14 protein-coding genes are annotated in these 11,875 nt (G+C 40.9%); 6 read left to right on the top strand and 8 right to left on the bottom strand.

Annotated elements, in window-relative coordinates; translation table 11 throughout:
* Positions 1–134: 134 nt before the first annotated feature.
* Entirely contained in the window at positions 135–845 is a 711-nt protein-coding gene (locus ACP2AF_RS19655) for a peptidylprolyl isomerase (RefSeq protein WP_425237845.1), read from the bottom strand.
* A 103-nt stretch (positions 846–948) separates the two neighbouring features.
* On the opposite strand from ACP2AF_RS19655, the gene ACP2AF_RS19650 reads away from it, so the two are divergent.
* On the top strand, positions 949–1,491 hold the full coding sequence (locus ACP2AF_RS19650) for an NUDIX hydrolase (protein WP_425237844.1): 543 nt from the start codon (positions 949–951) through the stop codon (positions 1,489–1,491).
* A 25-nt stretch (positions 1,492–1,516) separates the two neighbouring features.
* On the top strand, positions 1,517–2,332 hold the full coding sequence (locus ACP2AF_RS19645; protein WP_425237843.1) for a lysophospholipid acyltransferase family protein: 816 nt from the start codon (positions 1,517–1,519) through the stop codon (positions 2,330–2,332).
* Here ACP2AF_RS19645 and ACP2AF_RS19640 read toward each other — a convergent pair.
* From ACP2AF_RS19640 to ACP2AF_RS19625, 4 genes are all read right to left on the bottom strand, one after another.
* Complete coding sequence (locus ACP2AF_RS19640; protein ID WP_425237842.1) at positions 2,329–2,979, bottom strand: hypothetical protein; 651 nt, start codon at positions 2,977–2,979, stop codon at positions 2,329–2,331. The two genes, ACP2AF_RS19645 and ACP2AF_RS19640, sit on opposite strands and share 4 nt — an antisense overlap.
* A gap of 4 nt (positions 2,980–2,983) precedes the next feature.
* Positions 2,984–3,478: an RNA polymerase sigma factor gene (locus ACP2AF_RS19635; protein WP_120713948.1), complete on the bottom strand. Its 495-nt coding sequence runs from the start codon at positions 3,476–3,478 to the stop codon at positions 2,984–2,986.
* 131 nt (positions 3,479–3,609) lie between these two features.
* Entirely contained in the window at positions 3,610–4,434 is an 825-nt protein-coding gene (locus ACP2AF_RS19630) for a carcinine hydrolase/isopenicillin-N N-acyltransferase family protein (protein ID WP_425237841.1), read from the bottom strand.
* A 38-nt stretch (positions 4,435–4,472) separates the two neighbouring features.
* Complete coding sequence (locus ACP2AF_RS19625) at positions 4,473–6,167, bottom strand: glycoside hydrolase family 13 protein (RefSeq protein ID WP_425237840.1); 1,695 nt, start codon at positions 6,165–6,167, stop codon at positions 4,473–4,475.
* 232 nt (positions 6,168–6,399) lie between these two features.
* Between ACP2AF_RS19625 and ACP2AF_RS19620 the strand changes: the two genes are divergently transcribed.
* Entirely contained in the window at positions 6,400–6,945 is a 546-nt protein-coding gene (locus ACP2AF_RS19620; RefSeq protein WP_425237839.1) for a hypothetical protein, read from the top strand.
* A 17-nt stretch (positions 6,946–6,962) separates the two neighbouring features.
* Here ACP2AF_RS19620 and xerD read toward each other — a convergent pair whose 3' ends face one another.
* On the bottom strand, positions 6,963–7,859 hold the full coding sequence (xerD, locus tag ACP2AF_RS19615) for a site-specific tyrosine recombinase XerD (RefSeq protein ID WP_425237838.1): 897 nt from the start codon (positions 7,857–7,859) through the stop codon (positions 6,963–6,965).
* Between the two features lie 231 nt (positions 7,860–8,090).
* Between xerD and ACP2AF_RS19610 the strand changes: the two genes are divergently transcribed.
* The 3 genes from ACP2AF_RS19610 (at position 8,091) to aroQ (ending at position 9,946) form a co-directional block, all read left to right on the top strand.
* Complete coding sequence (locus ACP2AF_RS19610) at positions 8,091–8,675, top strand: porin family protein (protein ID WP_425237837.1); 585 nt, start codon at positions 8,091–8,093, stop codon at positions 8,673–8,675.
* Positions 8,676–8,945: 270 nt separating this feature from the next.
* Positions 8,946–9,458, top strand: coding sequence for a hypothetical protein (locus ACP2AF_RS19605; protein WP_425237836.1), 513 nt, complete (start codon positions 8,946–8,948; stop codon positions 9,456–9,458).
* Between the two features lie 59 nt (positions 9,459–9,517).
* Positions 9,518–9,946, top strand: coding sequence for a type II 3-dehydroquinate dehydratase (gene aroQ, locus ACP2AF_RS19600; protein ID WP_120713941.1), 429 nt, complete (start codon positions 9,518–9,520; stop codon positions 9,944–9,946).
* An 80-nt stretch (positions 9,947–10,026) separates the two neighbouring features.
* On the opposite strand, the gene ACP2AF_RS19595 is transcribed toward aroQ, so the two are convergent.
* Entirely contained in the window at positions 10,027–10,317 is a 291-nt protein-coding gene (locus ACP2AF_RS19595; protein WP_425237835.1) for a DUF3817 domain-containing protein, read from the bottom strand.
* Between the two features lie 3 nt (positions 10,318–10,320).
* Complete coding sequence (lpdA, locus tag ACP2AF_RS19590) at positions 10,321–11,712, bottom strand: dihydrolipoyl dehydrogenase (RefSeq protein ID WP_425237834.1); 1,392 nt, start codon at positions 11,710–11,712, stop codon at positions 10,321–10,323.
* Positions 11,713–11,875 lie beyond the last annotated feature (163 nt).

The raw sequence follows: 11,875 nt of genomic DNA, 5'->3' as shown, positions 1-11,875 counted from the left end.
TAAAAACCGTTTTCTTCTAATTTGAAACTTGGGATTTGAGTCTTGGCGCTTCGACTTCGCTCAGCATGACATATTTGGTTATCGAAAGCTAAGTTCTAAGTTTGAGTTTTGGAATTTGGGATTTAAGTTGGCATCTACTCCAAAACCTCCGCTTTTTCTATATATACATTTTGAAAGGGCCAATCTCCTTTGCCTACCCTTACCTTGTTAATTTTATCCACTACTTCCATTCCCTGGATTACTTTTCCAAAGGGAGTATATTCCCCATCCAAATGATACGAACCTGGATTGGTAACTACGATAAAAAATTCGTAGGGTGAGGCCAGCATATGCGGATTGTTGATTTCACTACTGGGCATGGACAAAGTACCTCTATGGTGTTTATATCCCTTTCGGGTGTCCGGTGGTAGGAGATAACGGCCAATTTCCCGACGTTTTTCCGGTGTGGCCTTATCATCTGCGTTTCCACCTTGGATGATGAAGTTTTTTACTACGCGGTGAAACTGTGTACCATCAAAATATCCCTTACGGGTCAGAAAAATGAAATTGGCCTTGTGATAGGGTACATTGTCATAAAGCTGTACGGTAAAACTACCCATACTGGTGGTCAATTTTACCTTGTTCACTTTTAGGTCCTTTTGGTAATCAAAGAAAAAATCGATGGCATTTTCCTCGGTAAGCACGAACTTTTCCTCTTTCTCATGGGACGCCAAGGAGTCCATTTGCATGGTATCCTTCTCTGCGGATTTTACCTGTTCCCCAATCTGTTTTTTAGCCGAGGAATCCCCACATCCAGTCAAAAATAGTAGTAATATTGTATGCAAAGCGATTTTTTTCAATAGCATGGATTTCGATTTATTTTCCCAACGACTTTCAAAAATAAAAAATCTACCCTTACCGGGTGAAGTCTCCCATTTTAAAATGGCTCCTGAAACAAGGATTAGACTAATGCAGGAAGCAAGACAAAAAAAAAGAAGCCCAAAAAGAGCTGCGGTAATGGCCTTGTTCTATCCGGATACTAATGCTTTGGCACACATACTACTAATCCTTAGAAAGGCCCATCCTAAGGACGTACACTCAGGGCAAGTAGGTTTTCCCGGGGGGCAATCAGAGCGGGGTGATAGGGATTTAAAAGAGACGGCTCTCAGGGAAACCCATGAGGAAGTGGGTGTTCCCTCAACTGAAATTGAGGTTATACGGTCATTGAGTGAGATCTATATTCCTCCTAGCAATTTTGAAGTGCATCCTTATATAGGCCTTCATCAAAATAGGAAGCCCTTATTTGCACCTCAGCAATCCGAGGTAGAAGCTTTGGTAGAGGTTCCGGTTGCTGACTTTATGGATGATTCCAAAATTTTCATGCAAAAGCTAAGCACTTCGTATGCGGCAAATATTGATGTACCTGCCTTTAATTTAAAGGGTTACACTGTTTGGGGAGCTACGGCCATGATGCTAAGTGAGATCAAGGAGTTGTTGAGACAGGTCTTATAGCTCCATATTTTGTAGTTTTGCCTTTATGGGTTTATTCAAGGAAAATCCTTTTGGGCATATTCTCTTTTTAAAAAAGTGGCTCATTCGAATCATGGGGCTTATGACGCGCTCACGCTACAAGGGCTTCAATACATTGGAAATTGAAGGTTCGGAAGTCATAAGAAACCTACCTGGGGAAAACGTACTCTTTGTAAGTAACCACCAGACTTATTTTGCGGACGTGGTGGCCATGTTCCATGTTTTTAATGCAAGTTTATCAGGAAGAGAAGACTCCTTAAAGAATTTGGGTTATCTATGGAACCCGAAACTGAACGTGTATTATGTGGCTGCTGCCGAGACGATGAAAAAGAACCTGCTCACCAAAGTCTTTGCCTATGCCGGTTCTATTAGCGTGGAACGCACCTGGCGATCGGAAGGTAAGGATGTGCAACGGCAGGTTAAAATGAGCGATATTTCCAATATTGGTAAGGCTTTGGCAGATGGCTGGGTCATTACCTTTCCCCAGGGTACGACCACGCCATGGAAACCTTTGCGAAAAGGTACTGCACATATTATAAAAAAATATAAACCTGTGGTTGTTCCTGTAGTTATTGATGGATTTCGTCGTTCGTTCGATAAAAAAGGGCTTCGCGTAAAGAAAAAGGGCATTTTGCAGTCTATGGTCATCAAAGAACCTCTGGAAATAGACTACGGGAACGAATCTCCGGAATCTATTATTGAAAAATTGGAATACGCCATAGAACAGCACCCTTCCTTCTTGAAAGTGATCCCTCAAGAAGAGTTACTGGCCTATGAACAGGAAAACGAATTGCGCAGGTTCCGCAATCGAAAGAAAGTTTAGATTTCCAAACGTTTCAGTTCTTGATAGTTTCTTTTAAGCTTCCTGAGCAAGATTCCGTAAAGCAGAAAATAGATTCCGCCCATTACAAGGGTAAAGAAGAACCCTCCAAGGATAACCCCCCAGAACACCATAGTCCGGATTTCTTCCAATGTTCTCTTTTTTAGCACTTCCTCAAAACCATCGATACTCATTAAGACATCATCTACGAAATACATTTCCAAGGCATAGTACAAAAAGAAGACAAAAAACATGCTTAGGGAAAAAATGATATAATAGAAAGCGGTTTTTCTGGTAAGGATTATTTTGTCCATAAGGGTTTTAGCGTTTTCTAGAACGGAAATCTCCTTGTAGCGTTTGTAAAAAAGATAAATGAAATAGACGACCACCGCATAATAAAAAATGGACAGAATCAGCAAGCCAAGGTTAAAGGTGGAATTGTCCAAAAGGGCCATTGAATTCCTAATGGAGGGAAACAAAAATAATAATTGGGGAAGCGAAATCTCCAAAATACTAATGATCAATATCCATCTAACTATGGAAGAAGATTTTTTCCATAGCATGTTCTGTATTTCATCAAAGGACAATTTGGGAAGCTCCGCTCCCTTTTTTTGCCAATCTTTCTTCAGAAGTTCTAATTCGTCCATCATATCCTCAAGGATTCAATATGGTTTTCAATTTATTCTTGATGCGATTCATCTTTACCCTGGCGTTCACTTCTGTGATACCCAAGGTCTCTGCAATCTCCCTATAGTCCTTATCTTCCAGATAAAGAAAGACAAGGGCCTTTTCAATATCGCCCAATTGTTTTAGGGCGTTGTACATCAGTTTCAGTTGTTTCTCTTCCGTCTCATCATATTCGTCGGCCTTTATCTTAAAAATTACCGATTCATAATCTTGGGTGATTACCTGTCTTTTTGATTTTCTATACAAAGTAATCGCTGTATTCAATGCTACGCGGTACATCCATGTACTGAATTTGGATTCACCTCGAAACTTTGGATAAGCTTTCCATAGTTGTATGGTTATTTCCTGAAAAAGGTCATTGTGCGAATCCCTATCATTGGTGTATAGCGTACACACCTTATGAACAATATTCTGATTGTTCTCAAGCTCTGTAACAAATTGATGTTCCAGTTCCTTGTTCACGTACGGGTTGGTAAGTTGTTATTGATTAGTAGAGCGTTACTTTGTTTTGTTACAGAATAAATCTGGAAGTTCAGGTTTACAAATGTTTTGGAAGGTTTAATTTTCATTTTTCCCACTTGATTTTTTTAGGGTCAAAGTGAATTTAACTCAATTTTTCTTCCCTTTGGCTTCTTAAACTCCATTTGTAAATCCAGTCTTGATATTTTTTTGTTATCCAATTTGTAAACCAATATTAACTCCATATCCGAAATATTGATAAAGGTTGAATATAATGTGCCGCCTGTTCTACCCTTCTTATCCACAGCCGGTGTTTGAACTGAACTGCCAACAGTGTTTGCAACTTCCAAAAAACTTATAGAATCTTTATTTTTCTCCAAGGCCTCCAAGTTTTTTTGGATGGCATTGTATCTTGGGCATGGATGGTTTCCTTTTGAGGGGTCGGCCAGCAAAAAATTGGTCATGATTAATTTATTGTTCGTTATGGGAACGATTTTCCGATCTCCGTCCATCCACTCGACGACCACGGCATTTCCATTGGCATCACCAAACATGATGTGGGCATCGGGCAACGCGATTTTTCTTTCTTCAATAAATGTAATGGCTTCCTGTACCGTTTTACAGGAGGCCAAGATTTCATCCCCTAAATTCCCTTTTATTTTTTTGGAACCTTTTATTTTAGGTTGTTCCGGGGTAACTGCACCATCAAAGAACAGTCCTGATTCATTGATTCCCCCTTGGGCAAAATCATCCCAACCATACCAGAGACGGGCCAATTCCCCTTTGGATTTTGGAACGATCTGGATATAGGCATCTACATCATACCAATAATCCTCATTGTTGGCCACATAAATCTTTCCTGTAACAGAGTCGATGTAATATACTACGGAACAGGCATGGCTTACTACTGAAAAAAGTAGAATGGCAAGAAAAAAAAGAAGTCGTTGTTTTTTTAGCATAGCCGGTGTTAAGGGGCTTAAATATACTAAAATCGGTTTCAATGCAATTGATAAATTACCGCTTGGTAAGGTTCTAGTGCAAACCTTGTATCCTTCTTAAGTTCAGCTGCCTCAGCATTGCTAATGATAAGTCTGGCATGCTCAAAATCCAGTTCTTTCAGATTAATTTCGGCCTGTTCTATAGAAAAACTGAGCAATACCAAGAACGTGTTTTTACTATCGCTACGGGTGTACGCGTAGATATCTTCATTTTTTGGTGCTAGCAAGGTATAGTCTCCATAGATTAATGTAGTATTGGACTTACGAACACCGATCATACGTCTAAAATAGTTGAGTACGGAATCTTCTTCGGATTCCTGGGTCATAACGTTTATACCTTCCTCGTAATTCCCGTTGATTCCTATCCAAGGTCTTTCCTTGGTAAAACCGGCGTTTTTGGAAAGATCCCATTGCATGGGTGTACGGGCATTGTCCCTACTGGCATGTTTTTCATTTTGAATAAATGCCTCAAGATCCCCGCCCTCGTTTTTAAGGGTTTCATAGCGGTTTAGGGTATTAATATCCCTGTAATCACTGATGTCATTAAACTTTATATTGGTCATTCCAATTTCCTCACCATACAGAAAATAAGGAGTTCCCCGCATGGTAAGCACAAAAGTCTGTAGCATAGTGGCCGAATTGTGCCAATACGCTTTTGAATCATTTCCCCAACGGCTTACGGCCCGAGGAAAATCATGATTGTTCAAATAGATGCTTCCCCAACCTTTTTGAGCAAAAATGGAATCCCACTGGGAATGTATCCGTTTGAAATCGGTAAGCTTCCATTTTTCTTTTCGCATTGTAAACATTTGACCGGGCTCTCGATCAAGGTCCATCAAATCAAAATGAAAGAACATATTAAGTTCCTCTCGGTCTTCGTTAACGAAATCCAATGCACGCTCAATGGATATACCGGTCCCCTCACCAACGGTCATCACATCATAATTGCTTAGCACCTCCTTGTTCATCTCGTGCAAATATTCATGGAGTCTGGGCCCATTGGCATAGTATGGGATAAAATCTCCTCCATATTCTTCAGGAAGTTCTGGAAAGTCTGTGTCCTTTGAGATAAAGGAAATGACGTCCATACGAAAACCGTTGACCCCTTTGTCGAACCAGAATTTCATGAGGTCATAGATTTCCTGCCGTACTTTGGAGTTTTCCCAATTTAGATCGGGCTGTTTTTCGGAAAAACAATGCAAGTAATACGCTTTGGTACTTGGGTCATATTTCCAGGCATTCTCCTCAATGTCAAAAAAGCTCCAACGCTTGGGCGGTTTTCCTTTTTCCGCAGGCCACCAATGATAATAATTCCGATAGGGGTTGTCACAGGATTTTCTGGATTCCTTGAACCAAGGGTGTTCGTCACTACTATGATTCACAACAAGGTCCATAACCAACTTTAGACCCCTTTGTTTCATTCCTTTAAGCAACTCGTCAAAATCCGCCATAGTACCGAATTCCTCCATTATGCCTCGGTAATCGCTTATGTCATAGCCATGATCATCATTTGGGGATTTGTATATAGGGTTCAACCAAACAATATCTACTCCTAAACTTTTAATATAGTCCAATCTATGGATAATGCCCTTTAAATCACCAATGCCATTGCCCGTCGTATCTTGAAAGCTTCTAGGATAAATCTGATAGACAATGCCTTCTTTCCACCATTTTCGCTTTGCTCGCTCTTCCATACAAACTTTTTGCGGAGCCCTAATATATTGTTTTCTTTAAGAAAAATCGGGTCTGGAAAAATCTTAAATCAACTATAACGATTGCGTTCCCTATTTTTTTGCAGATGAACTCCTTAATCCTCTGGATATCGCTTAAATTCAAAACTTTTCCTCTAAGGTGAAGGCGAATACCTGTACGTTAAATTCATTTTAAATATTTAGGAATACCAAGGCGTTTCATCTACTTTTAGATATGCAATTACTGAAAGTGAAACCTGTATTTTCACACTTAAAAGTTCCCAAGATTCTTTTCTTTTTTATGGGGCTTGTTGCGGTATATAGTCAAGAGCCTAAGCCGGACCCCTTTGGTCTTATGAAACAAGGCAATTTAAACATAGAAGGGTTTTCTTACCCTCTATTTTTCAGCAATGAAGAACACTCGTCTTTTCTGATAAACTATGATTTGTCCGAAGAACTGGATGTCCTATTGGAAGGTTTTCACGATACATATATTGTTTCCAATAGGTTTAGAACTGCTCTTTTGGGAAGGTATTATCTTACGGAAAAGCTATACCTTCTTTCTGGGATGGAACTGGAAAGGGAGGCGAAAAAAGATGGGAGAGCGCCTTTGTCTCCCAGAATAGGGATTGTATCAGGTGCTGGCTATGAGGTACAGGAAAACTTTTTTTTGGAAGCAAGGGCCAACATACAATTTAATGATTCCAAAATGGGAAGCTTTGGAGAACCTCTTATTCCTACTCCTGCCCTGTATTCATTGGGAGGAAAATTCAAGTTCTGATATAAAATAGACCTCTTTTATTTTCTAGGGTGGTATTTGTTCATAACATCGGAAAGATGGCTACGATCTACGTGCATATAGACCTCGGTAGTAGTAATGCTTTCATGGCCTAGCATTTGTTGTATGGCCCTGAGGTCCGCCCCATTTTCCAAGAGATGGGTGGCAAAGGAATGCCTGAATGTATGTGGGCTAATACTTTTCTGTAGTCCGATTTTTTCCGCAAGCCGTTTAATAATGGTGAATATCATGGCCCTTGTCAATTGTTTGCCCCTTCTATTGAGAAAAAGAATATCCTCATGGCCCTTTTGGATTTTTTGATGTATTCGGATTTCGTTTCTATAGATGTCGATGTATTTGATATTAATGGTCCCTATGGGGACAAAACGTTGTTTATCCCCTTTGCCTGTTACCTTTATAAAACCTTCCTCAAAAAAAAGATCCGAAAGTTTTAAACCTATCAATTCGGAAACACGTAGCCCGCATCCGTACAAGGTTTCTAGCATGGCACGGTTTCGCTCTCCATCCGGTTTGCTTAAATCTATGGCTCCGATAAGTGTATCTATTTCAGGTTCTGAAAGGGTATCTGGGAGTTTTCGTCCAATTTTTGGGGACTCCAAAAGATCCATAGGATTGTCGGTTCTGTATTCCTCAAAGACCAAATAATTAAAGAAACCCTTAAGTCCGGAAATGATACGAGCCTGTGAACGAGGGCTAACAGTTTTTGCGATATCGTAAACAAACCTTTGTACTGTTTCCATGCTTACTTTTATAGGGTCCTCCAGAATGTTATGTGTTTCCAGATACTGTATAAGCTTGTTTATGTCCCTTTGGTAACTTTTGATGGAATTTTGGGCCAGGCCTCGCTCTATTCTTAAATAATGCTGATAATCCTTCAATGCTTGTTGCCAATTCATGGTTTAAAGATACGTCATGTCCAAGATTTCCAGGGTACCAATCCTTCAATGCTATCATTGTCTTTGGCAAGTATCAGGGCATTTTTTATAGAATTGGAACTTTGTTAATCGAAAATATCATTGAATGAAATAGCTTTATTGGACTTTTTTTTCAGCATTGAAATAGAATTTTAAAACGGGTACTTTGTAAAAAATGGTATTTTTGTGTGGACAACCTTTAAATATGAAAACATGAAAAAAGCAACTTTCCTAACCGTTTTGTTTTCCTTTTTTACCTTACAATGTGCCTTGGCCCAAATACAGGGAACCAATAATATTGGCGCTGACGGCACAGTGGCCGTTAAGGCTGGATTTAACCTATCTTCACTAGGTGGTGATAGCAGGTATGATTACGGCTCCAAGCCCGGTTTTCATATTGGGGGATTGGTAGAAATTCCCTTTTCAGATGTTATTATTCTTCAACCGGAAGTGCTTCTTTCCTTTCAGGGTAGTGGTACATTCCTGGATGATGATATTAACTTGTTTTACCTCAATGTGCCTTTGATCGGTAAATACAATGTTTGGGATAACCTTTTCATAGAGGCAGGACCACAATTTAGCGTTTTACTTTCCAGTAATATCGATGAGGATACCTATGGCACTTTGGTTACACCGGACAAGAATACGTTCGACATTGGTTTTGCCCTGGGAGCGGGATATCGATTGGACGAGAACTTCTACTTTCAGTTACGTTTTATTCCTGGGTTTATCAATGTGGTCAAGGATTTCGATTCCAAGAACCGCGTGTTACAGATTTCTGCTAGCTACTTCTTTTAAAATCCGAAAGGGGTAAAAATACTTTTCAGGGATTTGTAGACTGTCTTCCGATAACCAAAAGGATATATGCCCTTTTGCCGACTTTGTTATGCTTGGCATAATGGAGACCGCCGTTCTTGGAAAAATTGTTTCTGATTCAAGGGTATCACTATCCTTTTGATACACCTATAAAGCCTATGTGCAACGGTTTTCGCAAATTTGGCAACAAAGTTGCTTAATCATGTAGGTTAATGGACATATTTGACGTTATGGTACCAATAATCCATAGTTATGAAACAAACCGTATACGTCTTTGTCTTTATTTTATTCGGATGGTCCATCAATGCGCAGGAAGGATTTAAACTGGGCATTCAAGGCGGATTGCCCCTTGGGGACTTTAATGATGCGGTAAGTTTATTTGTTGGAGCAGATGTAGGTTATTCGTGGGCCTTGGGCGAGTTGGTGGATCTTGGTGCCACTGCTGGTTTTATCCATGGTTTTGCCGAAACTTTTCAAGATCAAGCTGTATCGGTTGATTTACCCAATGTACAGTTTTTTCCCCTGGCCGCTTCCATCCGGATTTGGCCTTCCAATTCCTTTTCCTTTGGAATACATGCCGGAACCGCCTTAGGGATCAATGAAGGTAATGATGGGGGACTTTACTATAGGCCTATCATCGGTTTTTTGTTAGGTCCACAAACTGAATTGAATCTTTCCTATACTGGAATACAATTGGACGAAAGCACATGGAACTCTGCCAATCTTGGTGTAATCTATACCTTTCCTACCGGGCGTAGGCGTTGATTCCAAAATCACCCAATCAACATTTTTTTTACGGGCGCTAATTTGTTTATTTTAGCTATATGAAAATCATTATAATCAACGGCCCCAACTTAAACCTTTTGGGCAAACGGGAGCCCGAGGTATATGGCAACCAGACTTTTGAGGACTATTTTTCGATACTGCAATTTAAGTTTAAGGACGTTCAGTTGGAGTATTACCAATCCAATATTGAAGGGGAAATTATTGGTAAGCTTCAGGAAGTAGGGTTTTCCTATGATGGCGTTGTCCTCAATGCCGCCTCATATACACATACATCAGTAGGTATTGGTGATGCAGTTAAGGCTATTGAAACGCCGGTCGTAGAGGTACATATCTCCAATACCCATAAACGGGAGGATTTCCGACATGTTTCCTATATCTCTTCGGGCGCCAAAGGGGTCATCCTCGGCTTCGGCCTACAAAGCTATGATTTGGCGATACAGAGTTTTTTGGGAAATATCACAGAATAGCCAATATCCTTAGTGGCTTTTGAGTATCAGAAGGGCAAACCTTGTTCGGTCATTCAAAAACAGGTGCAAAATTTATCCCCTTATTGCTCGGATTGTAACGGCTTTAGATATTTCTGGTCCATATAAAACGTACCAAAGGGCAATAAAGAGGCCATGATCAATACGAACAATCGTTTAATGGTCCACTTTTTTTCCATCCAAAAGACAATGGCCAAAAGCAGATAAGCAATGAACAAGGCCCCATGGGCGTAACCAATATAGATATTGGGTTCACGGATGTCCGCCCAATACTTCAAGGGCATACTGATGGCAAAAAGCATCAGATAGGAAATACCTTCAAGAACAGCCGTAATTCTAAATGTGGTAAGCATTCTTTACAAATGGATTACTTCGTCATAGGCATCGGCCACAGCTTCCATTACGGCCTCACTCATAGTAGGGTGGGGGTGAACCGCCTTTAGCACTTCGTGCCCCGTAGTTTCCAGTTTTCGCGCGACCACCGCTTCGGCTATCATATCCGTAACACCTGCACCGATCATATGGCAACCCAGCCATTCCCCATATTTGGCATCGAAGATAACCTTAACGAATCCATCCGCTTTACCAGAGGCCTTGGCTTTTCCACTTGCTGAAAATGGGAATTTCCCCACTTTAATATCATGCCCGGCCTCTTTTGCTTGTGTTTCGGTCAATCCTACGGAAGCTACTTCGGGCATACAATACGTACATCCAGGGATATTGCCATAGTCCAGAGGCTCAACATGCATGCCTTTTATTTTTTCCACGCAAAGGATACCTTCTGCAGAGGCCACGTGGGCCAAGGCCTGCCCTGGTGTAACATCACCTATGGCATAGTAGCCTGGAATATTGGTCTGGTAATAATCATTGACCAGAATTTTATCCCGGTCGGTGGCAATCCCCACATCTTCCAAACCGATATTTTCAATATTCGATTTTATACCTACGGCCGAAAGAACTATATCCGCCTCAAGGACTTTCTCGCCTTTTGCGGTCTTTACGGTAGCTTTAACACCTTCTCCCGAGGTATCCACACTAGTAACCTCGGATGAGGTCATAATCTTGATTCCTGTCTTTTTAAAACTCCGTTCCAGTTGTTTGGAGACCTCCTCATCCTCAACCGGTACTATGCGGGGTAGAAATTCCACAACGGTAACTTCGGTACCCATAGCGTTATAGAAATAGGCAAATTCGATACCTATGGCCCCACTACCTACCACGATCATCTTTTTAGGTTGCTTGTCCAAGGTCATGGCTTCCCGGTAACCAATTATCTTTTTGCCGTCTTGGGGTAGACTAGGCAATTCGCGACTACGCGCTCCCGTGGCTATAATAACATGCTCCGCGCTATATTCGGTTTCCTTACCTTCAGCATCGGTAACGACCAATTTTTTTCCAGGTTTCAATTTTCCAAAACCAGAAAGGACCTCTATCTTGTTCTTCTTCATCAAAAACTGTACGCCCTTGCTCATCCCATCAGCTACCCCACGGCTACGTTTTACCACGGCATTGAAATCTTTGTCCACATCACCCGCCTTAAGGCCATAATCCTCGGCATGTTGGAGATAGTCAAATACCTGGGCAGACTTAAGCAAAGCTTTCGTAGGGATACAACCCCAATTTAGACAAACCCCACCGAGACTTTCTTTTTCAACAATCGCGGTTTTGAAACCTAGTTGGGAAGCCCTTATGGCAGTAACATAGCCGCCGGGACCGCTGCCCAAAACAATAACATCGAAATTGGCCATTTTCAAACTTTTTAGAAATTACCTCCCGAAAGCTCCCGAATGGATCATCGGGCGAGAGCGGTGCAAAAGTACGGAAATCAGAACCCAAATTACAAATTCAACATCCCAATTGTTTGCCAAGAAATCCTAAAATAACATATCAAAACATGTATTTACGGTCTTC

The sequence above is a fragment of the Ulvibacterium sp. genome, from assembly GCF_965248315.1.
Classification (GTDB): domain Bacteria; phylum Bacteroidota; class Bacteroidia; order Flavobacteriales; family Flavobacteriaceae; genus Ulvibacterium.
Note: the sequence above shows the minus strand (reverse complement) of the source record. Positions and strands in the feature narration are given on the sequence as shown.

What these genes read in the sequence shown, in the direction of transcription:
- ACP2AF_RS19655 (WP_425237845.1), bottom strand. Translation starts at nt 845, where the DNA reads ATGCTATTGAAAAAAATCGCTTTGCATACAATATTACTACTATTTTTG.
- ACP2AF_RS19650 (WP_425237844.1), top strand. Translation starts at nt 949, where the DNA reads ATGCAGGAAGCAAGACAAAAAAAAAGAAGCCCAAAAAGAGCTGCGGTA.
- ACP2AF_RS19645 (WP_425237843.1), top strand. Translation starts at nt 1,517, where the DNA reads ATGGGTTTATTCAAGGAAAATCCTTTTGGGCATATTCTCTTTTTAAAA.
- ACP2AF_RS19640 (WP_425237842.1), bottom strand. Translation starts at nt 2,979, where the DNA reads ATGATGGACGAATTAGAACTTCTGAAGAAAGATTGGCAAAAAAAGGGA.
- ACP2AF_RS19630 (WP_425237841.1), bottom strand. Translation starts at nt 4,434, where the DNA reads ATGCTAAAAAAACAACGACTTCTTTTTTTTCTTGCCATTCTACTTTTT.
- ACP2AF_RS19625 (WP_425237840.1), bottom strand. Translation starts at nt 6,167, where the DNA reads ATGGAAGAGCGAGCAAAGCGAAAATGGTGGAAAGAAGGCATTGTCTAT.
- ACP2AF_RS19620 (WP_425237839.1), top strand. Translation starts at nt 6,400, where the DNA reads ATGCAATTACTGAAAGTGAAACCTGTATTTTCACACTTAAAAGTTCCC.
- xerD (WP_425237838.1), bottom strand. Translation starts at nt 7,859, where the DNA reads ATGAATTGGCAACAAGCATTGAAGGATTATCAGCATTATTTAAGAATA.
- ACP2AF_RS19610 (WP_425237837.1), top strand. Translation starts at nt 8,091, where the DNA reads ATGAAAAAAGCAACTTTCCTAACCGTTTTGTTTTCCTTTTTTACCTTA.
- ACP2AF_RS19605 (WP_425237836.1), top strand. Translation starts at nt 8,946, where the DNA reads ATGAAACAAACCGTATACGTCTTTGTCTTTATTTTATTCGGATGGTCC.
- aroQ (WP_120713941.1), top strand. Translation starts at nt 9,518, where the DNA reads ATGAAAATCATTATAATCAACGGCCCCAACTTAAACCTTTTGGGCAAA.
- ACP2AF_RS19595 (WP_425237835.1), bottom strand. Translation starts at nt 10,317, where the DNA reads ATGCTTACCACATTTAGAATTACGGCTGTTCTTGAAGGTATTTCCTAT.
- lpdA (WP_425237834.1), bottom strand. Translation starts at nt 11,712, where the DNA reads ATGGCCAATTTCGATGTTATTGTTTTGGGCAGCGGTCCCGGCGGCTAT.